A 26,622-nucleotide genomic window follows, 5' to 3' on the forward strand; every position below is an offset into this window, starting at 1 on the left:
GAAAGAGAGAGCGATATGGACACAGAAGCAGCATGGATCAAGCAAGTTCAGCGACAATCCAGTGAAACGGCAGCGAATGCACTCGTTTCCCGGTACTACAAGGAAATGTACAGCTACGCGTACAGGCAAACAACGAACAAACAGCTGTCCATGGATCTTACACAAGACATTTTCATTCATATGCTGCAGTCGATTGGAAAATTTGACGGAGCCCGCGGTTCCTTCCGTACTTGGCTGTACAAGCTTGCCACAAACCGAATCGTCGACTACTATCGCTCCAAATATTACAGCTATACCCGTCATACCGCTCCGATAGAGGAGGAAATGCCAGATGACGGCGATTTTACATTGGAAATAGAAAAAAGAGAGCAGATTGAAACGATAATGCTCCAGGTAAATCAAATGGATGCTGCCTCACAGCATATTTTCCGCTTGAAGTTTTTTGCTGAGTACACGTTCTCTGACATTGCGCCGCTGCTCAATATTCCAGAATCAACAGCGAAGACCAAATACTACGCCATGATCAGAAGGCTAAAAAAACAGCTTGGAGGCGACAGCAATGAATGAGCAAAAATTTCAGCAAGTCGAACTGCCGGATGAACTTGAGATGGAACAGCAAATCCGCAGCATTGTTGCAGCTGGCCTTGTACCAAAGCAAACGTTCTATCACTATTTACGAACGATGTATCGTCGTCTCGGCTTCAGGCATCTGTTCCATGACTGGACAGAAATCGTCTTTGCGCTAACTGCCGGGTTCGCTCTTATCATCTGGTTCGCACTCACCGCATTTGAACGTTCAAGAGTACTGAGTGAAGACCTATATTCAGCCATATTCATCGGATCTCCCGTTTTGTATCTCGTCATCGCTCTCCTATTTTTTGTCCGCCGAAAGTACAGCGATACGTATGAGACAGAAATGACCTGCAAGTACAATGTGTACCAGCTAGCCTCGCTGAGGATGCTCGTATTCAGCCTCGTCTGCATGGTCGTTAATGCGGTTTTAATTGTCGCGGCAGCCATCATTTACAGCCAACTAAACGTTTTATTCGCAATATCGCTGTCAGCCGCCTCACTATTTCTTTTCTCTGCTGCTTTCTTGTACATCATGGTCAGCGTGCATTCGGACATGATGAAATATGTGCTCATTGCAGGCTGGTTTATTTTGAATCTGACTCTCCTGCAGCTAAACAAAGAGTTTTATCTTCATTTCATTTCCGCCATTCCAATTTCTATTTATATTGCAGTCGCCATCTTTGGATGCGCCATATCCTTAAAAAATCTTAAGAAGCTAACGACATTCCAAAGCTCGGAAGGAGCTCTCTGACATGCTAACCGTACAAAATGTGTCCAAACGCTTCGGCAACTTCAGCGCGCTGGAGCACATTAATCTTGAATTCAACAACGGCGTTTACGGACTGCTCGCTCCGAACGGAGCAGGGAAAACGACGTTGATTAAAATGCTAGTCACACTGCTGTACCCCAGTGAGGGTGAAATATTGTACAACGGCGAAAATATTATAAGGCTGGATGAACGCTATCGCGAGCAGCTCGGCTATCTTCCCCAGCATTTCGGCTATTACAAAAATTATAGTCCGAGGAAATATCTTCTCTATATTGCGGCTTTAAAGGGCATCGAGACCGCTGCCGCGAAGTCCAAAATCGTGGAGCTGCTGAAGCTCGTTGCGCTTGAAGATGTGATCGATAAAAAAATGAAAAAGTTTTCCGGAGGCATGATCCAGCGTGTCGGCATTGCACAAGCGCTGCTGAATGATCCGCGAATTCTTATTCTGGACGAGCCTACAGCGGGTTTGGACCCGAAGGAACGAGCCCGGTTTCGCAATATGTTGACCAGCCTAGCGCGTAATCGAATCGTTATATTGTCTACACATATCGTGTCGGATGTGGAATCGATTGCGAATGAAATTATTTTGATCAAGGACAAACGCGTGCTGCATAAGGATTCCATTGCGAATATTTGCAGCCTCATCGACGGTATGGTGTATGAAACTACGGTTGATTTTGATGCTGCAGATGCATTTCGACATTCGTATCTGTCGCTTTCTGAGAAGCAGGAATCAGGTCGGATGAAATTTAGGTTTATAGGCACAGGGCATCCTAAGCCCGATTGGCACCCTTCAGCGCCAAGCCTTGAGGATGTATTCATCTACATTTATCAGGATGAATCCGCTGCGGAACAACCGGTATGAGCTGGAAAATTCGAGTTTACGAGCTGAGAAAAGCGCTTCTCTCACCCGTCATTATCGCGCTGCTGCTGGTGTTTACCGCTTATAATCTATTCCTCATTGCTCAAGAGGCTTATAAAAAGGATGAAATGAGCATATTGAACGAGCTTGTTGCACAGTTCGGTTCCGAGATTACTAAGCCGATGCAGGAGGATTACAAGTCTTACTATTTGTCGCGACTGGACGAAATGAACAAGCTGACGAATAAACGGACATCTCAAACGTATGAAATGCCCAGCGATTTTTTTGAATATGAAAATTATAAGCGTTACGTGACCGATCAACCGAATCTTTACAGCACTGACGAGCTAGATTTGTTTAATGAGCTGCGAGTTATTCAAAATTATTATTTCTTGATGCAAGACATCGATGATACCTATGCTGGGTTCGATATGAAGCAGATCGCCGAGGGCGAGATAAAGAAATATGGATTCAGCGGCTCGGCGGCTGATTTGGTGAGACAGCGGTATGACTACATTGCTGAGAGACTACATCAGCTTATCGCAAGTGGCGAGCACAAGAATCTATTCTTCATTGGTCAAATCTATCAATCACATTCGATGCTGTTCAAAACGCTCATTGGATCTATTTTGCTGCAGCTGATGATTTTAGTTGTATTAATGACCGGGTATATAAGCAATTACGAATTTGAGCAAGGTACACATCTGCTGCACTACTCCACCAAACGAGGCAGAAGGCTGCAAACGGATAAGCTGCTTTCCTCCTTCGCAGCCAGCATAATCGTGACGACCGCTCTAACCGGAATTTCGTTGTCCGCCTACTTCCTGACCTTCAGCTACAAGGGACTTTGGAAGGTGCCGGTCAGCAGCTTTTTCAATTGGGAATTCGGTATGCCTTATCCTTATTTAACTTGGCACTCGATGTCTTATATTGCCTTTTTAGGCTGTGCTATCGCGCTCATCTTTGTGCTCCTGCTTATCTTTACCGCCATCACCTTTGTGTTAACCGCAATTATTCGCAACAGCTATTTGGTATTTGGAGCATTTGCCATACTTTTCGGCTCTTTTCTCCTAATCATCAACCTCGTACCAAGAGATTTAAAGCTTATTTTATTTACAGGGTTTACCCCTTTTCATCTTGTATTGAATCCGAAAGCGTGGTTTACAGCAAGCGGCGCCTTCATGAGCCTTCCAAATAACGAATGGATCACAGCTGGCATTTGGCTGGCGCTGCTAACACTGTGCTGCATCCTCTGCTTGCATCAATTTAAACGACAAAATATTAATTAGATAGGAGCTCCTATGACAATCGTGCTGCATGAAATAAAGAAGGTTTTTGGCCTGAGGATGGTCATTATGCTTCTAGCGATCAATGTTGTATTTTATTTCTTATTCATACAGTTTTATTTTCAACATTTTCCTAACGGAAATCCCGATACTGAAATTCATAAAGCCAGCATTGAGATGAAAAAGGATTATGGCACGCATATGGATAATGCTGAGTATGAGCTGTTTAGACAGAAATACGATGAAACAATCGAAAAAGCAGAACAATTCATGAAGACCGATCAGCAATTCATGGATGCTGGGATCACTACCTATGAGCAATTTTACAACAGTGATTATAACAATGAGCAACTGAACAAGCTCCATAATTATGCTGTATTCGAGTCGGATACCGAACTGTTCTGGGAGCTGCAAGCACGCAGGTACATGATCGAACGCTATGAAAATAGTGAAAAATATCCTTACAACGCATATGGCGAGGTTGATGCGAAGCAGCAGAATAGAATGGAGAAGCATGTTGCTTCCGATGAGGGTGACTCGATATTTACCGATGTTGTTTTCAGTAATTATATGAGTTTAATCATCTACATGACCGTTCTTATCGGTTTAAGCATCCTCTTTATGGTTTCACCTATTTTTCTTCACGATAAACGAAGCAAGCTTATTCATTTGCAATATACTGCGCGAATCGGACGAAGGCTTTTCTTGCGAAAGCTTACTGCTGCAATGATTTCCACACTTCTTATCGTAACCGTACAGCTTGGCGTCTTCTTCCTCATGTATAGCAGGCTGGGAACAGGATTATTTCTGGACTCGGGCATCAATTCGATATTTAATATAGGTTACTTTTGGTATGATCTCACATTCGGACAATACATCGGTCTGACTGTAGCAGCTATATATGCGCTCAGTCTAATCACCGCGGTGTTTGCAGCATGGATCTCGAGCATAGCTCCTAATTACATGGTTATCATCGGACTCCAAATCCCTTATGCTTTTCTGATGTTTGGATGGATGGAAAAATTACTAATCGGTAGACTTGCCGATATTTATTACGCGCAGCATGTGCAGCCGCTAACTTATTTACTTCTTGCCGCAGGCGCAGTTCTACTATTTGTTCTTCGCTGGCGGAGTGAGCGACGAGCAGATTTGCTCGTGTAGCAAGCATGATTGATCTAACTGTTAGTTAAGATGCTGAGGCAGCCTAGAATTGAACAGTAATACTTAGGCTGCCTCAGCCATAAAAAATAGGCTTTACAACAAATTGGAAATATATTATATTTGTATGCACAAACAACTTTTATGTAAAAATGAGGTAATGACGATGCTGGATACGTATTTAAAGGAATGCCTGTACTTCACTGCAAACCGATTGGGCAGAATTATCACAAAGATGGCAGAAGATGAATTTGCCGTTAGCGGCATGTCACCCACGGCTGCTTTTTTATTAATGGCTGTGTATGAGAAGGATGGTATCTCACAGAAGGAGTTAGGCGAGATTCTCCATCTCCAGCCCTCCACTGTGACCCGTCTGATTGAGAAGCTTGTTATCAAAGGGCTGCTCACCAGCCGAGTAGATGGGCGTTTATCACTTATTTCCGCCACCGAGAAAGGCAAAGCATTAAATGACACGATTAATGAGTGCTGGATGAATTTGCGTAAACGTTACGCCTTATTGCTCGGTGAAAAAGAAAGCGAAGAGCTGTCCTTTCAACTATGTGCGGTAAGCGATCAACTAGAAAATAAAGAATGACAACATCTTCTTTATTTAAGAAAACATTTGCTTGTGCAAACAAGTTAAATAGTTTTATTGAATATAAATAAAAACGCAAAGGAGAGATTTTATGAAAAACAAACCTATTTTAATCATTGGAGGTACCGGTAAAACGGGTCGCCGCGTAGCAGAAAGATTGACCGCTCGTGGACTGCCCATACGAATCGGCTCCCGCTCAAGTGATCCTTCGTTCGATTGGGGAAATCCGTCAACATGGGCAGCGTCCCTGCAAGGCGCAGAGTCTGTATATATTACGTACTACCCCGACTTAGCGCTTCCCGGTGCTGCCGCATCGATCGGTGCTTTCGCTGAGCAAGCAGTGAAACAAGGAATCAAGCGCTTGGTGCTATTGTCCGGCCGAGGTGAAGAAGAAGCTCAGCTTAGTGAGAAAGCACTGCGCGACTCTGGTGCTGACTGGACGATTTTGCGGGCGAGCTGGTTTTGTCAAAATTTCAGTGAAAGCTTCCTGCTGGATTCCGTACTCAGCGGAAGTGTTATACTCCCTGCCGCGGACGTAGCTGAGCCATTCATCGACGCGGATGACATTGCCGATGTCGCAGTCGCAGCGCTTACTGAGGATAGCCATATCGGCAAGCTTTATGAGCTGACTGGCCCGCGCGCGCTCACCTTTAAAGAAGCTACCGAAGAAATTGCGTTAGCCAGCGGCAGAGATGTCCGCTACGTACAGGTAACCTCCGAGCAGTTTATCTCTGCGCTTGCGCAGCAGGATATGCCTGATTATGTTCTCACGTTATTGACTGAGCTATTTACTAAAGTGCTGGATGGACGTAATTCACACCTGACAGATGGCGTTCAGCTCGCTCTAAAGCGTGAGCCTCGGGATTTTGCAGACTACGCTCGAGACACCGCAGATGCAGGTATATGGGGGGTTCCAAATGTTTGATCGATCCATCGTTGTCTTAACCTTTTTCTCTGCTCTTGGCTCAGGTTTGATGGCAGGATTGTTTTTTGTCTTTTCGACGTTTATGATGACCGCTCTCTCGCGTCTTCCTGCAGCGCAAAGCATTGCCGCCATGCAGTCCATCAACGTCGTAATATTGAACCCGTTGTTTGGTCTAGTGTTTTCTGGGACAGCTTTAGCAAGCATCTTACTTGCGATTGTCTCATTTTTCCGATTAGGTGAACCCGCGGCAACCTATTTGCTTGCCGGCAGCCTTCTCTATCTCATTGGCTCCGTTCTAGTAACGATTGTATTTAACGTACCTTTAAACGATATGCTTGCCTCAGCAGACCCAGGTGTCGTAGGCCCCGATTTATGGACGCGTTATGTTGCCAGCTGGACGCCATGGAATCATGTACGAACCATTTCCACCATTGCGTCGTTGGTTTGTTTTATTATAGCGTTCCGACATTCGAGCTAACGGTGGTACTTAAAGCTTCTTTTCAAAGCAAAGGCTTGAATCGCAGGAAATATATTCACCATATCTATCAATTTCATAATAATGATGTTTTTTATAGAAATGAAGCGCTTCGGGTTGTGGAGCCCCTGCTTCCAAACGGATATATTGATAATTCATATCCTTCGCTCTGGCTTCTAAATCCTTCAAAACTTGTGCGGCTATGCCGTTCCTTCTAAATTCGGGGCTGACATAAAATCGTTTTAATTCTATATACTCCTCATCCAGCGGTTTTATGGCTCCACATCCAACCGGTTCTCCTTGCTCGTACGCAACCACAAATACAATTTGCTCTATTCCAGGATCACTAAAATCTACTGTAAATACTTCCTCTGCCGTATATCTTTGCGCTAAATCCTCATCCAGCTTCTGAATAAGCCGATGTAAATCTGTATCGGTATGTGATACTTGTACAATTTTCACAGCCATTTCTGCACGTCCTCTAGTTTGAATAGTTACATGATTATCAATCGATGGTACTCCGTCTTCTATTATTTTACCGAATTCGCTTCACCCTTTCCACTTTAAAGCTAACTGCAAAAGTCAAAAAAGCTCTCATGGACTAAGCCATGAGAGCTTTCTTTTGGGCGGTTTCATGAGATTTTCGCTTAAATCTACATCACACATTCATCTCAAACCGATGACTAACCTCTTATTTGCCGCCGTGCAGCCAGACGGTTTGCCTTCCAACTGGACTGCTTGCAGCCAATAATTCATCTGTAGAGAACGATTGAGGATGCTCCATGCTTGTTTTATTGTCCTTTAAAAGCTTTCAAAAACTGAACAGCTTTGCTAATATCCGCTTCTGGACTCGTACCAACTTCACGCTCGATCGTCAAATAACCTGTATAGCCAATTTCCTGAAGCGCTCGCAAATATGCCGGCCAGTCTACAGTACCATCACCAAGCGGCACTTCGCGGAACGCGGAGCCAGTCTCGGCCATCGCAGCAATTTTCTCATGGTCGAGTGAAACCTCGTAGCCATAATCGCCATAAACGTCGCGCGGATCAACATCTCCCAGCTTCACGCCGTCCTTCGCATGCGTATGAACGATATAATCCTTAAGCGTGTAAACGCCTTGGACAGGATCATCTCCTGTAACCATAACCATGTTGGCAGGGTCAAAGTTAACAGCTACGCCTTTGGTGCCAAGACCATCAAGAAACGACTTCAAATGCGCAGACGTCTCAGGCCCTGTCTCAATCGCAAAATAAGCGTTCATGTCATTTGCAAATCTAGCCAGCTCTTCGCATGCCGCATGCATCGTCTCATAAACACGGCTGTTTTTGTCGCTTGGAACGATACCGATATGCGTCGTAATAATGTTTGTTCCAAGCTCCATGCCAAGCTCCATAATCCGTTTGGATTTATCGATTTTCGCACGGTTTTCCGCAGGGTCCTGAAAACCATGGCCGCCCAAATCGCCAACTAGAGCAGAAATATCAAGGCCTAGCCCATCAATATAAGACTTCCATTCTTTTCTTGCAGCTGCGTTCAGGTTAGCAGGGTCCAGCTCGCCATGTACCGCATACATTTGCACGCCATCCGCACCAACCTGCTTCGCTTTAAGCAAACCTTCCTTTACACCAACCTGAAAGCTATCCACGATAACGCCGATTTTGTTCGTAATGATAGGTGATGTCATCTTCGAGTCACTCCTTCGTTTAAATTTCGTTCCATACACGTCTTACGAATTCAAAGCCAAGTCTCGTTCCAAGACGGCAATCTTCCAAGCCTTCAAACTCGATAGAAATATAATCATCATAGCCGCTTTCTTTCACTGCACGCAGTACTTGCGGCATTGCGATGTCACCATGTCCGACGATTGCTCCCCGAAGCCAATTGCCGCCTTTGGATTTAAACCAGCCTTCACCCGGATTTTCGGTAGATGGACGATAGTAGAAATCTTTAATATGGACCATAGAAGCCAGGCTGACATTGTTTTTAACAGCAGCAAGAGGATTCTCATCCACACAAAGGAAGTTCCCGACATCAAGCGTTGTCTTGAAGTTTGGACGATCTACAACCTCAATGAGTGCCTGTACCCGGTCGCTATGTTGTATAAAATAACCGTGATTTTCTACACTTGTTGTAATTCCAAACGTTGCTGCATAATCCGCAACTGCTTGGCAAGCCTTCGCTAGCTTTGGCAGCTCCAACAAGAAGTTCGAAATGGATAGGTTTTGCGATGATGCCACGTCGTGACGCATCTTCTTCACGCCAAGTGCTGCTGCAATATCTACTTCACGCTTCAAGCGGTCAAGCTCCAGCTCGAATTGCTCTTCATTTAAACCGGAGAAGTTTGCACCTACCGCATAATTCGATATTTCAATACCGCTTTCCTGCGCTTGCTTCTTAATCACTTCAATCAGTTCCGGATTTTCAGTAAGGTTAAAGCCAAGTGGTACAATTTCAACATGCTCTCCGCCAATGGATGCGATATATACGATAACATCCTGTATCGTCATTTCGCCCGTTCTCAGTGCATTATATAAGCTGTATGTGCTGATTCCTAATTTCATAGACGCACTTCCGCTCCTTTTGCTGCGGATTCATAAATGCCGACTAATATTTTCATAATTTCCACGCCATCCGCCACTGGGCTGATTGGCTGTTTTCCGTTAGCAACACAATCAACGAAGTGGTTGATCTCATTTTGGAAAGCGCCAACAAAATCAAAGCCAGCGTGATCCGTCTGCGGATAAACGTTTAAGATCGTGTCATTTTGCTCTGTTACAATAACGGTTTCCGGATCGATTTCAAAACCGCCTTTTTCCCCATACAGCTTAACTGTGTTTTCATTAGACTTAGCATGCAGCGTGAAGCTGACATCTACGAGCAGCGATGCGCCATTCTCGAAGCGAATAAGTGCATTTGCCAAATCCTCAACTGTGTTTTTCTCTGCATCGTAATCCGCCGCTTGGTAGAAGCTTAAGTTTTTTACATTGGCACGATTGCCAAGCTTGCGATACGTATTGGCACTAACGGATACCGGCTTTGGACGTCCCATCAAATACCAGCAAAGATCGATGACGTGTACGCCAATATCAATAAGCGGTCCGCCGCCTGAGCGCTCAATGTCGGAGAACCATCCGCCTGGATTTCCAAGGCGTCTGAGCGTTGATGCTTTGGCAAAATAAATTTCACCGAACTCGCCTCTGTCAGCCATCGCACGAATCAATTGTGCACTCGTATCGTATCTGCGGACGAAGCCCACTTGAAGGAGCTTGCCGGATTGCTCTACAGCCTCTTGCACAAGAAGCGCATCTTCAACCGTACGGCAAAGCGGCTTCTCTACGAGCACATGCTTGCCAGCTTTTAGAGCCGCAATGCTGATTTCAGCATGCGTATTGTTCCACGTACAAATGCTGACTGCTTCAATAACTGGATCAGCGAGCAGCTCGTGATAATCCGTATAAATTTTTTCGGCGCCATATTTCTCAGCTGCGGCTTTTACGCGCTCTTCATTTAAATCGCAAACCGCGTAAATGTTCGCATTAGGATTTTTCTTATAGGAATCTAGATGAGATGATGAGATAGAGCCTGTTCCAATAACCGCGATTTGTATCGGTTTCATTGCTAATCTCTCCTTATGAATTCTAATAGTAAGGTTTTGCATGTCTACACTTTCGTATTATAATGGTTTCAACCTGCAACTCCATGTAAAGCTGTGCGGTTTGTTTGTACTATTGTGCTATCCTACTGAGGAGGTCTTTCAAGTTGGAAAAATTCGAAGAACTGCGTGAGCCTATGGACATGCCAGACCCTCATTTTCCGATAAAACTGCATCACAACACCTTCGACCAGCAGGGAATGGTCATTTTCCCGCATCATTTTCATGAACATCTTGAATTTTTATATTTTGTGTCGGGCACAGCCTCGATAGAGTGCGGTTCTACTACGATAACAGCATCCGCTGGCGATCTCATCGTCGTGAACAGCAATGAGCTTCACTACGGAATCAGTCTATCATCAGATTTGTACTACTATGCGCTCATCGCCGACATTTCCTTGCTGCACAGCCAGTCGGTGGATGCTGCCGAAACGAAGTTCATTACGCCCATTACGCAGAACCGCCTTCTGCTGCAAAATTATATTGGCGACGACAGCAAAGTAACGTCCTGCATGCATGCCATCATCAATGAGCTCGAGCAGCGCGAGTTCGGTTACGAGCTGGCCATAAAGTCCGAGCTCTACCGCTTGTTGACGCTGCTGCTTCGCGGTCATGTCGCTACCGTGCTCACCAAAGACGAATATGCAGAGCGTATGAAGAACATTGAGCGCTTCGCGCCTGTCTTCAAGCATATTGAGGACAGCTACAAGGATGAGCTTTCGGTGGACCAGCTGGCAAGCATGGCAAACCTCAGCCGCTACCATTTTAGCCGATTGTTCAAAGAGCTGAGCGGCCATACCGTGACGGAATACATTACGATGACACGGCTCGGCAAAGCCGATTACTTGCTGCGTCATAGTCCGCTTACCGTATCGGAGGTTGCAACAGCGACAGGCTTCAACGACATTTATTACTTTAGCCGTACGTTCAAAAAACACAAAAAAGTTTCCCCGTCCTCGCTTCGGGGAAACTAATGTTGTTTGATGCTACGCGTTTGAATTTTTACGGTAAAGCAGAGTGGCCGCTTGGGTCAGCATCGCTCCTCATTTGCGGCCAAAATCCGCTTTGATTTCGCCCCACTCCTCGGTATTCCATTTCAATACCTTATTCGTATAGGTATGGGTTTGAAGCCACTCCACAGCTTCATCTGTAAGCTCCCAAATTTTCGAAGTCGAAGCATCCCTTTTTAAGGTCGAGGCTACTTTTTTGTTGCGAAGCCAGCTTAGCGCTGTTCTTGAATCACTGTAAACCGTCCTTGTGCTGCCTTTCTCCTTCAAATAGGAAAGAGCATGTACGATAGCAATAAACTCGCCTAAATTATTAGTGCCGTTCGGTACAGGTCCAACATAAAATAAGATTTCGCCCGTTTGTGTGTCTACGCCTTTGTATTCCACAGGCCCTGGGTTCCCTCGCGTTCCTACGTCAACAGAAATACTATCGTAGTCAATAGAAGCCGTTTCTTCCTGTAGCAGTACAGGCTGCTTTACGCTGCTCCCTGTTTTTGCGCTCGAAGCAGCAGCTTTGCCTGAGCCTGTCCCCCAATGACTGCGCCAGCCGTCTTGGAAAGCTTTTTCCGCCAGCTGCTTCGTCTCGAAAGATTTAAACTTCGCATCCTGTACTCCGCTAACCTGAGCTTGGCACTCGGGCCATGAAGTAAATATCCCTGTTTTCTTGCCAACCCAGACGACATAATATTTTCCTTTTGCCATTTACCAAAATACCACCTTTGTTAAAGTCTTTATTCATACTTTATTTCAAGCTGCTTATATTCGAATAAAACGCGATATTACATTTAGTTCTATCTATTATAAAACGTCCATGCCTTAAAGCAACTATGCTCGATAACCTTCATTTTTAATTGGTCTGCCCTTAGACGTTATGGTACATGAAAGCAAATATCCCAGTCCCAAGAAACAAAGCGGAATCGTCGGATAAAAATATCTTGGCGTAGGCGAGAAGGGTAGATACAGCAGTATGCTAAATACGGCGAGCAATGCAATCATCATATACATCGCATTTCTTCTTTCATGGATAATGATCTTCACTAGTCCACCCAAACCAATGACCATAACGATCACATGCAAAATGGTTATCAGCTTGGACAATAGCTTATTTACTGTTATAGATCCTAAACCCGGAAAAATCTCACTAATATAAATTAGCAGCTTGCCCCAGCTGTACCAGCTCAAGTAGGTGAAAAACTCATTGCGAAAACCATTGATGATTCGCTCATAAGCTATTCTCCCCATTTCCGCGGGATCTTGTTTAACGTCAACATGAGGACTCCGTTCAAAAGGATAAGAACCCCATAACAACGGATTTCCCGTCTGCTCCGCAAGCAACAGCACCTTATCTAAGGTCATCCAATTGCGGATCCACCAGGGCAGCATCATTGCAGCAAAGCCGATCGTAATCACGGAAATCGCTTTTAGCACAGCTGCCATTCCATGTTTTCTTCCGTATACCGCTACACCAGCTAGCAAAACAACTATAAAGGGAACGATCGTTGGCCGAATCAGTACACAAATGCCGAAGACGACACCTAGTGATAGAAACCATCTAAGCTTCGTTTCCTGTGCACACCTCACTAGAAGATAAATAAAGAATAGGAAAAATAAACCGTATAACGTTTCTGTTAAAAGATACATTGGCGATAAAATAAACGTGGGATGCAATAAATAACAAGCCATCATCAACAGACTAATGCCCGTATGCGCAAACATCCGTCTCGCAATCCTATACATGATAACTGCACATATAAGTTGAATTAATATTTGCAGCGCCTGAATTTGTACGACTGGGGGACGATCTCCCGCATATCCAAATACGGCATAACAGCCAGCCAAAAAAAGAGGATAACCTGGCGTTGTAAACGCATTAGGTTTTTCTGAATAAGCATATGGCGCATATCCGTAAACGCCCTCGTGAAGCAGCTGCAGCACCATTTTATTATAGCCAACCTCGTCACCCGTCAACTTTTTTTCCCAATCCGTATAATAACAACGAAGCAGCAAGCCTAGCAAAAGCAATATAGTGAAAATGACCGTTTTGGTTCTGATAGCCATATCATGTTCAACCCTTTTTTAACATATTGTACGATATCTGAACTTCCTTACATTTCCAAATGACCACACTTGAACGATTGTAGCATTATTCTAATCTTGCAGCCAATGAAGTTTTTTTCATAAAAACACAAAAAAAGACTGCTCCTCTTGGCATGTTGCCTTTGGAGACAGCCGTCATTTGTTATCCATTCGCATTTTACTTTATACGAGTACTTTACTGAAGATCCCATCAAAATAAGCCTGCAAATCGACTTTTATCGGCATAAAATAAATATGGCTGTTCGTCTTCTTCGTAAACGCTAATGCTTGCTTCGCAAATTCGATATTCCACTCGAGCGTCGGCTGAAAATCAGCAGGGAATACAACATGATTTCTTGTTTCCCAATATTTTTGCGATTTGTCCGATACGACCGGCGATACGCCCCAGAAAATTTCGGAGCCCTTCACCATATTTGAATACTGCTCCATCAAGCTCAGATCAAAAAATGGCTGCGTGAAGAAACCGTCTGCTCCAGCTTCAAGCTTTTTTTGTACATACTCATATTCCTCGTCCATGCTGCTACGATAAGGATCTATCGCTGAATACACTTTAATATGAGGGTGATCCTTCTTGATCTTGGCAATCAAGTCTAAACAAGTCGTCTGATAAACAACTTTCTCGCTATTTTTTGGAATATCGCCGGTTACGACGAGCACCTCAGTAATGTTATGTTGGTCTAAGCGTTCTATGAATTGCAGCGGTTCTACACAGTCGAAGTCCATGGCCCGGATATGGGGAATGCTAGACTCATATAGAGATTTGCATAGGCAGGATGCCTCCCAGCTGCGCAGCTCGAACCTCGTCAAATCAGGAATATTAATTGTATTGATAGCAGGAAACTGTGTTTTAATTAAATCCAGCTCCGCCTTCAGCTGGGCCTCGTCTCTTGGAACCAGCTCTAATGAAATTCTCACCTCATAAGCCCCTTACTCTATATAGAATGAATAGAATCCATGCTCGTCAAGATTATTGCATATTAATACATATTAACGAATTTTAATTCAGATTACCAATCAATTAAATAGCAGCTTGCTATCATTTTCTCTTATAAAGGGTAATAGTTGCTCAGGTATTACGAAATATTACTTAGTCGAAGCTTGCAATAGCTCATCGATATGGAATAAAGAAATGTAGGTTAATCCTGCCTCTTCGAGATTCCTCCTGCCCAGCGGCTCTCGTTCAATAACCGACATAACGGACTTGATCTCAGCCCCATATTTCCTCAGATCATCTGTGCTGATAAGAATTTGTCCTCCTGTTGTAACCACATCTTCAATAATACAGACCTTTTTCCCTGCTATGTCTACTCCTTCAGCAAGCTTACAGGTGCCATATTTCTTTGCTTCTTTCCTTACAAATGCGGCAGGAATGCCTGTTTTCAGCGAAAGAGCTGTTGCAATCGGAATGCCGCCCATTTCGAGCCCCGCCAATACTTCGGTATCGCTGGGTACTAACGGAGCCAGTTTCTCTGCAATTTCTGCCAAAAGCTTAGGATTGGACTCAAATAAGTATTTATCAAAATAGTGATTCGAAACTTGACCTGAACGCAGCTTAAACTCTCCCTCTAAATAGGCTGCTTCATAGATTGTTTTCGCCAATTGTTCTCTCATCATTTCTAAAACACTCCTTCGCGTTTTTAAGTATAAAAAAAAACACTAAAGCAGCAATCGCTTTAGTGTTTCATATAAGAATGGAAATATAAAAATGATAATCGAGGTCTTTCCCGAAGCGCCTCTATCATCGTCTTCATACTCCCACCCCTTCCAGTCATTCCTATTATTGTAAAGGTGAATTCACCATTTTACAACTAATTTTTCATAGATGGCGAAAAGAGCTATAAACAAGCAATGACTCTAGACACCTGCAGATCGTTTTTCTTTTCCTCTAATGTAAACCATGCGATTCCTTTCAATACCTGCTCATCAGCAGAGAGCTCAGGGTCTACTCCAAGCTGTGCCTCTTCCTTCGCATCAACGGTAACAAGGTAGCAATAATCCGGCCCTAATGAATATTCCGCTTCAAATAATAGTCTTTCCGCTTTGCCATTTAGACAGACTTCTTCCTTAACCTCACGAATAACCGCTTCCTCATTCGTCTCCCCAGCTTCTACGCCACCGCCGGGCAATGTCCAGAAGCTCCGATTCTCGAGGGGATGATCTTGAAAGACCATCAGAATTTTCTCATTACGAATAATTGCCGCACAAACCCTCGGTCTTAGCTCCATTTTAGTTTTCCTCCGTTATTTCCATTGTTCAACTAGATGTCTAATTTCTATTAAGTCCTTCACCTTCGCGTCAAACTCAAATGACTCCGTATAATAGTTGTCTTCCTTCCATATTCCCTTCATGCCTTTCGCTTTGCTCGCAGTGATGTCATTGACTGGATGGTCTCCAACATAAACACATGCCTCTGTCGCCACATTCAGTTTTTCCGCAGCTCGCAGGAATATAGCGGGATCAGGCTTGCGGAGGCCCTCCCGCTCCGAAATAAGAATTTCATCAAAATAATGAGCGATTTGGAGTGCCTGAATATTGCTCGCTTGAAAGTCGCCGAATCCGTTCGTAATCATCGCCAGCTTATAGCCTTTCTCCTTAAGGCTATCGAGCAGTTCAATCATATTAGGAAATGAAACCGCATGATTTGAGAAACCTATCTTATAGTCGTCTAACAGTTCATTCCAGTCCAGCCTAAGCTCAAACTCTCGTATGAGCTCTTGATATACTTTGTCCTTCCAAACATAGCCACGACTGTCTAATGCGATGAACCTTTTAATATAACTCTCTTTATCCACCTCGACGTTCGGTCTAATCAATCTCTCGAATTGCTCCTCTACGAACTTCAATAAGGAACGATCACGATCCAGCAGCGTACCGTCTAAATCAAAAATAACGGCTTGAATCATGACTTAACGCTCTTCACTGCTTTTTTGACACCGCCAAACAGCTGAACCGTTATTTCTGGTACAGATCCGGTATCGGTATAAGTTATCTTTCCGTCCATTCCATTCAAGAAAAACAGCAGTTCTCCCTCTAATGCGGAATAAGGACATAGCTCAAATTTAAACCACGTATTTTGTGTGAGATAAAACTTCTCTTGCTCTTGTGAAATGATTAATGGCGAGCCTGTCTCCCCTTCCACATCATAGCTGCCAACGAGATGGTTATACTGATTAATTTCCAGCTTGATTGGCGTATGCGTTATTGGAAGCGGAACCTCCTCGCCCAAAACAAGCCGCGCCAGCTGCTGACTAATCGGTCCTACCTGCGTCGTTACAAGATTGGATAAAACGATTACCGTTACATCTTCTTTTTTATAATGCCTCATTTCGGTTAAGAAACCATTAATGCCCCCGCCATGGCCGATAACTTTCCTCTGGCTGCCCATAATTTCTTCCTCATATATAGATAATCCGTAGCCATATGTATCTTTGAAAGGTGTCGTCATGCTCGCATAAGCCTTCTCGCTGATCTGCCTATGTGAATGCAGCGCCAGTCCCCAAATATAAAGGTCCTCAACGGTCGAATACATGCCTCCAGCGCCGGATGGGATGGTCATTTCAAGGAACTCTGCATTCACTACTTCACCCCAAACCTCGTAGCCGGATGCACGGTTTTTCAATATTTTCTTAGCATGATCATAACCGGTATTTATCATTCCGAGCGGCTTCAATATGGCATGGTAGATATAGTCCTCGTATGTGCGTCCAGATACTTTCTCGATAATTGCTGTAAGAAGCACATAACCTGAATTGCTGTAATCAAACTTCTCCCCCGGTTCAAACAACAAGGGCTTGTCTGCAAATCTGGCAATGAGGTCATCAGTAGAAGAAACAAGTCTCATCTTTGGTACAAAATCCTCTAGGCCTGTGTAGTTCGGAATTCCAGATGTATGTGTTAGCAAGTGATGAATCGTAATTTTATCGCCATTTGGGTAGCTGGGGAGGTACTCGGAGATCGGGTCTTCTACGTTCAAAAGCTTCAGTTCATGCATCATAACGATGGCTGCTGCCGTAAATTGTTTGGTAATCGAGCCGATACGGAATTTCGTCTGCGGGTCATTCGGAACATTCAGCTCAAAGCTTGCCATCCCATAACCCTTGTTTAAGATGATTCGTCCCTCGAATGCAACCAATACACAACCGTTAAGATAACCTAGCTTAGCTAGACAATTGCAATGATTGTCTAGTTTTTGTTGCAATTGTTCGTTAGATGTTACGTGTTCTGTATTCATCAGATCATCTCCCTTTAGAAAGAAGTCTTTTCTAGTAGCTAATAAACATGAATAATCAGCTACCTCAATAATACCGTACATACGTTCGTAATGTAAACATTTTCCTTGTTGATATCTTTTTATAAAATAGGTAAACGCAGCCCTATATTTAGACTTTGTTGGCGCTCGCATGACTTCAATACATGTAACGAACTCAGGAGACGTTATTTCAATCAAATTATCGTTTTCTGAACTCTAACGAACTCCAGTAACGTTATTTTACAAAATAACTTCAATATATGGAGCTACAACGTTAAATAGCGCCAGTGGGATTCGTTACATACCAAAACGGGTCTAATTTGATCATATAGCGACTCTGGAGTTCGTTAGCGATCAGTCAAAGCTCCAATCTTCCGCTTTCAAGCCTTCACCGTTATACGAAGTTAATGGTGAAATTTCAATATCACGACCTTGCAGCTGTTCTTCAGAAACACCAGCGGCGCGCAGCCAGCTTCGATGAAGCGACTGAACCAGCTTGCGTGCACTAAGCGGACTGTCTTCCCCCGATTTATTTTTGACTGGAGCGAATTCCTCCTCACGAGTCCCCCTCACAATAGTCACTTCATCGGCCAATGGAAAAAAATCAAAAATAAAGCGTTCGAGCTTATAGGCGTTTGGCTCCGTAGGTGTGATGATGCTTCCTTCGGCGTCCATGTATTTCATCTTTTTGGAGGCAATATGGAAAGGAATATCCGTATCTGCATGCTCTTCTATGAAGTCCAGCTTAAATAGATGGATAGATATATGCCCTAAGCTATAAAACAATCGCCCGTCATTCGTTCTTTTATCCTTAATGGATGACGGAATTTCGTTATACTCGAGCACAGCCGGACGATCATTTTCCAAACATAAAATCCCGATTTTCTCGTCAACATCCGTTTTTTCGATAACCTTTGTTGCAACCATCTGATTGCGTGACGCAGCTAGTCCAATAAAAGCAGGGTCTGCGACCTTTATGAGCGCATTGTCTACATTATAATAAAACAACCACTCTAAGCCTCTTTGCTTCATATCAGCAATTGCTCCTGTGCGTTTTAACGACGCGAAACATTCTCCATTGCCGCTAGGGGCCAGCATAAGTGTTCCGTCCTCCGATAAAAGCAGCTTACCGTTATGATCAAGTGCAGGCATCGTATTTTGCTGGAAGAAGAAACAGTCCTCTGCTGGATAACCAAAGTAATGCAAGGAATGAAAAAATGCCTTCGTTGCTTCATGATTATCGGGGCTAGTCATGATATACCATGGGATAGATTTGCCGGCTTTTCTCGATAAATAGAACAGCCGCTCTGCTTGAAGCTGAAATAAAGATTTATGGGATGGAAGTCCAATATCCAGCGTACCCTTAGGTCCATCATGGCCAAGCCTGCTGCCCTGCCCGCCAGCAACAACGATAACTCCAACCCTCCCAGCTCGCAGCAGCTCCCAGCCCTTTTCGGTATATGCCGCTTTTTCTCCCTGTTCAAAATCTTCCCAGTCTTCAAACGGTATCGCGGATATCGTATCGTTGCTCAGCTTCTTAGTATCGCTGCGGTCGGCTAAAGCTTTGACTATCCGCTCAAAATCAATTTCTAAAATTTGCACAGCCAGCTTGTTTTTCTCCTGCTCCGGCAGGTTTGCAAGCATCTCCAGAACATGCTGCTGCTCATACATACGAAGCTTGGCTTCCGCTAATCTTATAGGTAGCTGATCCAAGTGTTGTCTCCTCCTTTATTACATTTCAGTACGAAAGCTTTCAATAAATTGCTGTGCGCGCTTGGGCAAATAATGATCCTTCAGCCACAGAATGCCGACGCCCGACTGAAAGTCCGCATCCTCAATGTTGAGCATTTTGACGACGGTGCTTGGAAAAGAAGACATAACCGATTTCGGAAATACGGTTGCTCCAATACCGCATGCGATAAGGGACATAATAATGGCGACACTAGAGCATTCGCATATAATATTAGGAACGAAGCCGTGCCGTTTGCACTCGTTCACGACCTGTTCATGCATGCGAGTCGTTCGATCCGTCTTCAAGGTAAGAAACGGAAACTGGGCAAGCTCCTTCATGCACAATGCTTCTTTTCCTGCATATTCCGTCCATGAGCTTGGAATAACGGCGACAAACGGATCTGATGGCAGCGGCATAATGGAGTATTGCTGCGGATGCTTCTGTGCCTCAAACGGCAGCCGAGCGATAACTAAATCTATGGCCCGCTTCTCCAGCTGTTCACCAAGATAGAAGTGATCGCCCTCCGATATTTTAAACGTAACTTGAGGATATTTTTCTCTGAACAGCTCAATATTTTTGGGCAATAAGGAAATGCAGGAAACAACGGACCCGATCGACAGGACGCCGCGAACCCCCTCCTCCATCCCCTTTACTTCTCTGAGGGATTCATCAAATTGCAAGAGCAGCGACTCCGCCTTCTTCTTAAGCAGCTCTCCTGAATCGGTCAAAATCAACCCTTTGCCGTTTCGCTCAAACAGCTTGACGCCAAGCTCCTCTTCCATTTGCTTCAATTGCCTGCTAAGAGGCGGCTGTTCCATATTAAGCAGCTTTGCAGCGCGCGTAACCTGTCCCTCTTGTGCTATAGTTAAGAAGTATTTAAGCTGCCGCATGTCCAATTCGATCACTCCGTCCGTTCATACCCTAAAGGTATGGACATTCAATAAAATAGATATTTTAAATATATCGCATGAAGTGATAGCATTCAATTAACTAACGATCAATAAAGGGAGATGGGCCATTTGCTACAATCATTGGAAATCGAGTTAACCAAAAACAAGAAACAACAACCAGAAGTGGACCAGCTTGGGTTCGGCAATCATTTTACCGACCATATGTTTATTATGGATTATTCGACGGACAACGGCTGGCACAAGCCGCGTATTCTGCCTTACCAACCGATCGTATTAGACCCTGCAGCTAAAGTATTTCATTATGGACAAACGATCTTTGAAGGCTTGAAAGCGTATAAAACCGACGATGGTCGCGTATTGCTGTTCAGACCTCAAAAAAACATACAACGAATGAATCGCTCTAACGAGCGTCTCAGCGTGCCTGAGCTCGATATCGATTCAACGATTGAAGCTTTAAAACAGCTTATTTCAGTTGATAAGGACTGGATTCCAACAGCACCTAGCACGTCGCTTTATATTCGTCCTTTCGTCATAGCGACTCAACCTCAGCTTGGTGTAGCACCGTCTACAGAGTATAAATTCATCATCATTATGTCGCCGGTAGGCGCTTACTACACTGAAGGCGTAAACCCGGTAAAAATCTTCGTTGAGTCCGAATATGTTCGTTCCGTTAAGGGCGGAGTAGGCGAGGCGAAGACTGCTGGCAACTACGCTGCTGGTCTGAAAGCGCAGGAGCTTGCTAAAGAGAAAGGTTATTCGCAAGTGCTCTGGCTAGATGGCGTACATCGCAAATATATCGAAGAAGTCGGCAGCATGAACGTCTTTTTCAAAATCAACGGCGTTGTTCATACGCCTGCACTAAACGGCAGTATTCTCGATGGGGTGACTCGCAATTCCATCATTCATATGCTCCGTCATTGGAATATTGAAGTTGTCGAGCGTCCGATTACGATCGAAGAGCTGTATGAGGCTGGCCGCAGCGGCGCATTAGAGGAAGCTTTCGGAACGGGTACAGCTGCTGTTATTTCTCCTATTGGAGAACTGAACTGGCAGGATGATGTTCTCGTCATCAATGGAGGCCAGACTGGCGAAATCTCCAAGAAGCTTTACGATACGCTAACAGGCATTCAAATGGGCAAAATTGCTGATCCATTTGACTGGATGGTAGAGGCTACTCCTGTTAATGTCTAGATTAATTTAATAAAAGGCTGCCGAATCCATTGATCGGCAGCCTTTACTATTTTAGTTTCCTGGGTTACCATCTGTTCCGCCGAATGCAAAGTGGTAGCCATCCGGATCCTCGATGATGAACTCTTTCCATGGTCCTCCGTCTGCATAAATAATTGGTTCCACGGAAATGATAACATTTTTGCTGCGGAACTCCTCGTACAGCGCATCCAATTGTGCCCATGTTTCTGTGTAAACCTGTACATCCACGGCATAACCGCCGCCAGCTGGACGCTGATTCGGTCTTACATCCGAAGGGTCGGCCGCTTGAAATAGCTTGAGTGCAACGCCATGCAAGCCGCCGCGCTCTACCCACCAATCGGTTACATTAAAACCAAGCGAATCGCGATAAAAGCTTTGAGACTTTGCTAAATCGGATACCATTAATACGGTAAGAGAGCTAAGTTGATTAGACATTTTCGCTTCTACTCCTTTGATAGCATCGTAATCCATACTTTTATTCGCTTATTTGTTTATATTTCCTTTTTTCCTTGAAGAAAATAATGCTAGATCAAAAGAGCAAAACCATTCATTGGATGGATACGTCATCTAGGAAACACTAACATTTCTTTTAACTAAATTCTTAAATACTGAGTATTCCTTATCCAACTTAATAAAGCTTAATATCTTTTCGGCACATTCTATTGGATTCATCTCTTCCGTATTTACTTCGAGGTCATATTCATCAAAGCTATATACTTTGCTGAACTGTGAAGCTGCTAGTCCAATATTTCTATCTCCTCTTGCTTGCTCTCTTCTTATGAGTTCTTCTTTCGAGCATATTACACCTATAAATAATGTAGGCTGATTAAAAAATATATCAAGACACTCATTAAACCACTTGTCATTCTCGATTACAGTATCTACTATTACATTCAAACCCATTTCTGAAAACAATTTAATTGTCGAATAGTACAGTGAGACTAAGGGATCAAACATGATTTGTGCGATAACTTGCTCATCTACTTCTATTGCAGGTTCAACATCTGAAAATTTTTTATTAAAAAAATCTTTGATAAAATCATCTATTGATAAATGATGAAAAAGAATCTCTTTCTGATTCATCAGTTCATTAGAAATACTAGTCTTTCCTGAACTTGAAGTTCCGTTCATCAACACAATGATGCCTTGCTTCAAACTTATCACCCTCGCATATAAGATTTTCGTATCTTTCAGATAATGTTATATTCACAAAGTTTATAAAATTATCCAACTCAGAAAATATTCGAGAAACGATTGAACTATCCTGCCTGGTAGCGTAACGTCAAATTGAACTTAAAAATCGATTTTCTTACCACTTTCATCATTATATTGAATCCCTCTTGTTCCTGAAGGGAAAACGTGTCTTTCCAAATTTCAAAGATTTCAACAACAATCTAAATGAGATACATCCACTCAAAATCCGTAATCGATATAAAAAAGAAGCTGCTCAAAAGTTTTCAAGTTTGAGACAGCTCCTTTATGGTTCAGAAAATACCTTAATTTTCTGTTGGTATTTAATCGATATTTATCAGCGTCACTTCTTTTTGGAAGATGACTTTCGCTTTCCCGTCGTAAGGATTAAACAGCGACGCTTGTATGACTGCTGTACCGCTTGCGGCATGATTCGGTATGGATACCTTTCCGTTCAAATTCACGGTCACATCGTCGCTCCCAGATACTTTTGTCCATTTCACAATAATGGGCGGAAGCTCGATATCGAGAACCTTGAGCTTGTATTCGTGCTTCTTGCCGTTCGCAGTGATTTTGACTGTCTCATCTGCTTCAGAACGGATAAAAGCAACGATTAACGCGTTAATAGCCGGCACATCATATTTCAGTTTTACCTGAAAGTTATACAACACTGACCTTACGTCTTTAGGCTTAACATCAAGTTTGTAGAGCACCGCGCTGAGCGCATACGTATTTTTATCATTCAATACTTCAGCCAGCGCTTTATTTAAGACTGCATTCATTCGATCCTTATTGGCGAGCAGTGCCGCAAGTTCCTTCGGTTTCATATCCTTCAGTATATCGCGGACTGTTCCTTCTATCCCTGCTGCATTACTTCCGTCTCCAAAAAGCAGGATAAGGAAATCGTTCATCGATACATTCGGATGGCCTCCGGCTGCTGCAATCGTCTCTAGTGCCGCTATGAATTCCGGATTCGTCCGAATGGCTTCTATATCGGTCAACTGTGGATCGTAACGTAACGAACCGATAGCCTTGACGATTCGGAACAGGCTGCTCTTTAGCTCGGCCTGATCAACTGATGCCGGCAGCTTGGCGCTGATTTTGTTCCATAAGGGATCGATCAGCGACTGATCGGCCGAATCGTCCAGCCCCGCGATTTCATCGAGTTGATTTCTCACGTCCTGTATGTCCGCTGGATTGCCGGCAACGAAGGCGGCATGAAGCTTGTTAAGCCATTCTAAGAATGGACTTGACGTCCTCACCGACATAGACGGTCCATCCGTCGACCAATTGCCGTCCGTTAGCTCTGACTCCACCTTAAAGATGTATCTGGTATCCGGCTGCAGCATCGTTACATCAAACGAATGGACGTTTCCGTTCACCTTATCTAGGAGTTCCCCGTTCCTGTATATCTGGTAACCATTGCTCTCCCGGGCAGCCGGCCAGGATAAGGAAAGTGAATTCCGTCCGACATTCTCTGCCTTCAAGCTGCTACCTTCTGTCCATACAGACCATGCAGATTTCTTGACAGTGAAACTGCCGGAATGCTCTGCAATATTTCCTTCTTTATCTGTAGCACGAATCAGAAGGGAATGGGTACCATCCTGCAATCCAGAGGCTGGTGCGGTCACGGTCATAGACTCCACGTCATAGCTGGATTCCAGAATTTGATCGTCGACTTTGACTATCAGTGTAAAGGGATCAACCCCCGAATCGGGATCCAAAATAACAGCGGATAAGACCGGATTATTCACGGTTACCGTCTCGCCATCCGAAGGCTGTACACTGCCGATCGTCGGTGCCGTCGTTTCTTTTTTTAACGCAAATAACGTATTGTCAATCGTTCCATATTCTTGCCCGTCCAGCCGTATCAGCCGCAGTTCGGATGTTCCGATTTCTACAGGATCGCTTATTCCGTCAGCCTTATATTTACGAAAAAACAGTTTGTTATCGTTATAAAAAGCGACGTCACCGTTTTCGGCTAAGTAAGCGATTATATATGGGTAACTTGTGCGGAAATTTGCAACCTGCTGCTCTTGGCCGTCGGGAGCGCGAAGCCATAGCTGCTCTCCGCTATTTGTTGGACGGTTGTAAGCTACCCAACCTTGATTTAATTGGTAATCTATTCCTCTTACGTCCGACCATACCTCGCCTATGGCCTGATCGCCATCGGGTCCGCGAAGCACCAAAGAACACGGTGAATCATAGCTAGTGGTTTTGCAAAACAAGGTATAATGGCCATCTGTTATAGATGATAAGAGGGTTTCGGATGTGAAATCGTCCAAGAGAGTAATAGTGCCCTTGTCGTATTTATAGCTCCCTCCAGGATTTTCCCAATTCATACTGTAAGTTTCAAAATAGACCTCATTTCCAGTAAGAAAAAATCTCATGATAAGTTCTTCCGGTGGAATTGGAATAATTTCGTTTGTTCCTGTCACCAAATTTCGTAAAATAAGATCACTATTTTTGTAGAGAGCATAGTTTTGGTTTACGGGTACATCGTGTATACTGCAAAGAAGATATTCCTGCTCACAAGCGGAACTTGAATGGAAATACCCTAAAGAATCGAGCTTGCCGTCTCTCCACTCATAAAGGGCGGATGGGGCATCTATTATCCCTTTATCTAATTGAAGAGCCATAACAGCGCCGTGGGGAGTCAAAAATCCGTATTTAAATACATCGTTTACAGGGAGATCATAGGGAACGGTAATGATTTCACCGGATTTTCGGTCTTTGATACCCAGCTGCTTTTTTTGACGGTTATCAAATAATATTTTTTCCGTGCTGACATCCAGAATATCGCCGTCCACCGTATCGACCAGGCGAAGCCACTCGCTATGTTCCGACCAAACCGAGAAGTTCTGACTAGCGGTTTGATTTCTTGAATCTACAGCCGTCAATGAAATATCAAGTCCCTGCTCGATATATTCGCCCAAATCTATATGTTGATCGATGCTGTTTACTCGAGTTCTTTTTTCGCTGCCATAAGATATCTCCAGTGTACAACCATTAAGATCATCATCCGTACAGGTTGCCTGAACGTGGAGTTTCGGAGTCTGTCCGGTAAAATCTGTTGCAAGCTGCTGGACGTGAAGGACCGGCTTCTCATCGAATATGATATCGATAGTCTTGCTGACTGAGTTTCCTTTGGAATCCCAAGCGGTAATCAATACTGACTTTTCCCCTTTGAGTAAAGAAGAAAGATCCATTGTTCCCTTCCAGCAGGTATAATTTACCCCGCATGAAACGAAATTCATAGTAACGTCATCAACCTGTGCCGTCACTTTTGCAATTTGAAACGTTGTATAAGAAACTTTAAGTCCTATGTATAGCTGATTTCCCACTATAGTACCGTTTGCAGGAGACGACACCGTTATTCCCATCCCATTAATGACTTCCGTTAAACCGCTTTCGCTAACGGCACTCTGTTCCGCCGCATAGGATGACAGGGGGACGAACAGCAGCGCAAGCATACCTGTTATGAGCAAATATTGAGCCTTTAATCGCAATCTTTTCATAAATGCCTCCTTTTTCCTCATCTATCTAATTTTATAAAATTATTCATTTCGAATAATAATATATCATATAAGTTCTCGTTTTGAATATATAAATGAAAGCGCATTGCCCCGCCTTTCTAAAACAAGCATGATATTTAACATCTCATTGAGATTCATTCAACAATTCCTCAATATGATCGACCGTGCGCCGGACGTGAGACCAATATTCGGCCGCCTTCGCTTTCCTCCCCCTTTCCTGATTAGAGAAATTGGTTATCCTGAAATAATTCGAACAAAGCTTGAATGGCAGCTTGGGTCGCCAGTGTTTCATACTCGAGTAAGTAATAGGTGACTTGGTAACTAGTCGGTTTCGGCAGGTTGTTTGGATCGAGTTCCTTGTAATCTCCGAAGGTTTCTCCAGAGCGGCATCGGG

General features: G+C 43.9%; 26 protein-coding genes. 10 read left to right on the plus strand and 16 right to left on the minus strand.

Going from position 1 to position 26,622, the window contains the following annotated elements:
* Positions 1 to 15: 15 nt before the first annotated feature.
* The 8 genes from BK120_RS09615 (at position 16) to BK120_RS09650 (ending at position 6,646) form a co-directional block, all read left to right on the plus strand.
* A complete protein-coding gene (locus tag BK120_RS09615; RefSeq protein ID WP_076267268.1) occupies positions 16 to 567 on the plus strand; it encodes an RNA polymerase sigma factor in 552 nt (183 codons plus the stop codon).
* On the plus strand, positions 560 to 1,324 hold the full coding sequence (locus BK120_RS09620) for a hypothetical protein (RefSeq protein WP_076267269.1): 765 nt from the start codon (positions 560 to 562) through the stop codon (positions 1,322 to 1,324). Before BK120_RS09615 ends, BK120_RS09620 begins: the two co-directional genes overlap by 8 nt.
* A 1-nt stretch (position 1,325) precedes the next feature.
* Positions 1,326 to 2,207 (plus strand): ABC transporter ATP-binding protein, encoded by an 882-nt coding sequence (locus tag BK120_RS09625; RefSeq protein WP_076267270.1) that lies wholly within the window; start codon positions 1,326 to 1,328, stop codon positions 2,205 to 2,207.
* Complete coding sequence (locus BK120_RS09630; protein WP_076267271.1) at positions 2,204 to 3,493, plus strand: hypothetical protein; 1,290 nt, start codon at positions 2,204 to 2,206, stop codon at positions 3,491 to 3,493. The genes BK120_RS09625 and BK120_RS09630 overlap by 4 nt, the downstream gene beginning before the upstream one ends.
* A gap of 12 nt (positions 3,494 to 3,505) precedes the next feature.
* Positions 3,506 to 4,651, plus strand: a complete 1,146-nt coding sequence (locus BK120_RS09635; RefSeq protein ID WP_076267272.1) for a hypothetical protein — start codon at positions 3,506 to 3,508, stop codon at positions 4,649 to 4,651.
* Between the two features lie 163 nt (positions 4,652 to 4,814).
* Positions 4,815 to 5,243 carry a MarR family winged helix-turn-helix transcriptional regulator gene (locus BK120_RS09640; RefSeq protein WP_076267273.1) on the plus strand — a complete coding sequence of 143 codons (429 nt, stop codon included), beginning with the start codon at positions 4,815 to 4,817 and terminating at the stop codon, positions 5,241 to 5,243.
* 91 nt (positions 5,244 to 5,334) lie between these two features.
* Complete coding sequence (locus BK120_RS09645; protein ID WP_076267274.1) at positions 5,335 to 6,168, plus strand: NmrA family NAD(P)-binding protein; 834 nt, start codon at positions 5,335 to 5,337, stop codon at positions 6,166 to 6,168.
* Positions 6,161 to 6,646: an anthrone oxygenase family protein gene (locus tag BK120_RS09650; protein ID WP_076267275.1), complete on the plus strand. Its 486-nt coding sequence runs from the start codon at positions 6,161 to 6,163 to the stop codon at positions 6,644 to 6,646. The genes BK120_RS09645 and BK120_RS09650 overlap by 8 nt, the downstream gene beginning before the upstream one ends.
* 9 nt (positions 6,647 to 6,655) lie before the next feature.
* Here BK120_RS09650 and BK120_RS09655 read toward each other — a convergent pair whose 3' ends face one another.
* From BK120_RS09655 to BK120_RS09670, 4 genes are all read right to left on the minus strand, one after another.
* Complete coding sequence (locus BK120_RS09655; protein WP_076267276.1) at positions 6,656 to 7,111, minus strand: GNAT family N-acetyltransferase; 456 nt, start codon at positions 7,109 to 7,111, stop codon at positions 6,656 to 6,658.
* 323 nt (positions 7,112 to 7,434) lie between these two features.
* A complete protein-coding gene (locus tag BK120_RS09660) occupies positions 7,435 to 8,328 on the minus strand; it encodes a sugar phosphate isomerase/epimerase family protein (protein ID WP_076267277.1) in 894 nt (297 codons plus the stop codon).
* Between the two features lie 19 nt (positions 8,329 to 8,347).
* Positions 8,348 to 9,205, minus strand: coding sequence for a sugar phosphate isomerase/epimerase family protein (locus BK120_RS09665; RefSeq protein ID WP_076267278.1), 858 nt, complete (start codon positions 9,203 to 9,205; stop codon positions 8,348 to 8,350).
* Positions 9,202 to 10,260, minus strand: coding sequence for a Gfo/Idh/MocA family protein (locus tag BK120_RS09670; protein ID WP_076267279.1), 1,059 nt, complete (start codon positions 10,258 to 10,260; stop codon positions 9,202 to 9,204). Before BK120_RS09670 ends, BK120_RS09665 begins: the two co-directional genes overlap by 4 nt.
* A 143-nt stretch (positions 10,261 to 10,403) precedes the next feature.
* On the opposite strand from BK120_RS09670, the gene BK120_RS09675 reads away from it, so the two are divergent.
* Entirely contained in the window at positions 10,404 to 11,270 is an 867-nt protein-coding gene (locus BK120_RS09675) for an AraC family transcriptional regulator (RefSeq protein WP_372238970.1), read from the plus strand.
* A gap of 69 nt (positions 11,271 to 11,339) precedes the next feature.
* Here BK120_RS09675 and rnhA read toward each other — a convergent pair whose 3' ends face one another.
* The 9 genes from rnhA to BK120_RS09720 all read right to left on the minus strand — a co-directional run bounded on the left by rnhA (position 11,340) and on the right by BK120_RS09720 (position 20,277).
* Entirely contained in the window at positions 11,340 to 12,005 is a 666-nt protein-coding gene (gene rnhA, locus BK120_RS09680) for a ribonuclease H (RefSeq protein WP_076267280.1), read from the minus strand.
* Positions 12,006 to 12,128: 123 nt separating this feature from the next.
* On the minus strand, positions 12,129 to 13,361 hold the full coding sequence (locus BK120_RS09685) for a glycosyltransferase family 39 protein (RefSeq protein WP_076267281.1): 1,233 nt from the start codon (positions 13,359 to 13,361) through the stop codon (positions 12,129 to 12,131).
* A gap of 201 nt (positions 13,362 to 13,562) precedes the next feature.
* A complete protein-coding gene (locus BK120_RS09690) occupies positions 13,563 to 14,315 on the minus strand; it encodes a methylenetetrahydrofolate reductase (protein WP_076267282.1) in 753 nt (250 codons plus the stop codon).
* 168 nt (positions 14,316 to 14,483) lie between these two features.
* A complete protein-coding gene (gene pyrE, locus BK120_RS09695) occupies positions 14,484 to 15,014 on the minus strand; it encodes an orotate phosphoribosyltransferase (protein ID WP_076267283.1) in 531 nt (176 codons plus the stop codon).
* 221 nt (positions 15,015 to 15,235) lie between these two features.
* Complete coding sequence (locus BK120_RS09700; protein WP_076267284.1) at positions 15,236 to 15,625, minus strand: NUDIX domain-containing protein; 390 nt, start codon at positions 15,623 to 15,625, stop codon at positions 15,236 to 15,238.
* Positions 15,626 to 15,640: 15 nt separating this feature from the next.
* Positions 15,641 to 16,303, minus strand: coding sequence for an HAD family hydrolase (locus tag BK120_RS09705; RefSeq protein WP_076267285.1), 663 nt, complete (start codon positions 16,301 to 16,303; stop codon positions 15,641 to 15,643).
* Entirely contained in the window at positions 16,300 to 17,631 is a 1,332-nt protein-coding gene (locus tag BK120_RS09710) for a serine hydrolase domain-containing protein (RefSeq protein WP_076267286.1), read from the minus strand. The genes BK120_RS09705 and BK120_RS09710 overlap by 4 nt, the downstream gene beginning before the upstream one ends.
* Positions 17,632 to 18,003: 372 nt before the next feature.
* Positions 18,004 to 19,362, minus strand: a complete 1,359-nt coding sequence (locus BK120_RS09715; protein WP_256710837.1) for a UTP--glucose-1-phosphate uridylyltransferase — start codon at positions 19,360 to 19,362, stop codon at positions 18,004 to 18,006.
* Positions 19,363 to 19,380: 18 nt separating this feature from the next.
* Positions 19,381 to 20,277 carry a LysR family transcriptional regulator gene (locus BK120_RS09720; protein WP_076267287.1) on the minus strand — a complete coding sequence of 299 codons (897 nt, stop codon included), beginning with the start codon at positions 20,275 to 20,277 and terminating at the stop codon, positions 19,381 to 19,383.
* 123 nt (positions 20,278 to 20,400) lie between these two features.
* On the opposite strand from BK120_RS09720, the gene BK120_RS09725 reads away from it, so the two are divergent.
* Positions 20,401 to 21,483 carry a branched-chain amino acid aminotransferase gene (locus BK120_RS09725; RefSeq protein ID WP_144376722.1) on the plus strand — a complete coding sequence of 361 codons (1,083 nt, stop codon included), beginning with the start codon at positions 20,401 to 20,403 and terminating at the stop codon, positions 21,481 to 21,483.
* A gap of 51 nt (positions 21,484 to 21,534) precedes the next feature.
* Here the strand turns inward: BK120_RS09725 and BK120_RS09730 are convergent, their stop codons facing one another.
* The 3 genes from BK120_RS09730 to BK120_RS09740 form a co-directional block, all read right to left on the minus strand.
* Positions 21,535 to 21,936, minus strand: coding sequence for a VOC family protein (locus BK120_RS09730; protein ID WP_076267421.1), 402 nt, complete (start codon positions 21,934 to 21,936; stop codon positions 21,535 to 21,537).
* 132 nt (positions 21,937 to 22,068) lie between these two features.
* On the minus strand, positions 22,069 to 22,656 hold the full coding sequence (locus BK120_RS09735) for a chloramphenicol phosphotransferase CPT family protein (protein ID WP_076267289.1): 588 nt from the start codon (positions 22,654 to 22,656) through the stop codon (positions 22,069 to 22,071).
* 359 nt (positions 22,657 to 23,015) lie between these two features.
* Entirely contained in the window at positions 23,016 to 26,210 is a 3,195-nt protein-coding gene (locus BK120_RS09740) for a fibronectin type III domain-containing protein (RefSeq protein WP_076267290.1), read from the minus strand.
* Between the last annotated feature and the right edge of the window lie 412 nt (positions 26,211 to 26,622).

It is taken from the genome of Paenibacillus sp. FSL A5-0031 (genome assembly GCF_001956295.1).
GTDB lineage: Bacteria > Bacillota > Bacilli > Paenibacillales > Paenibacillaceae > Pristimantibacillus.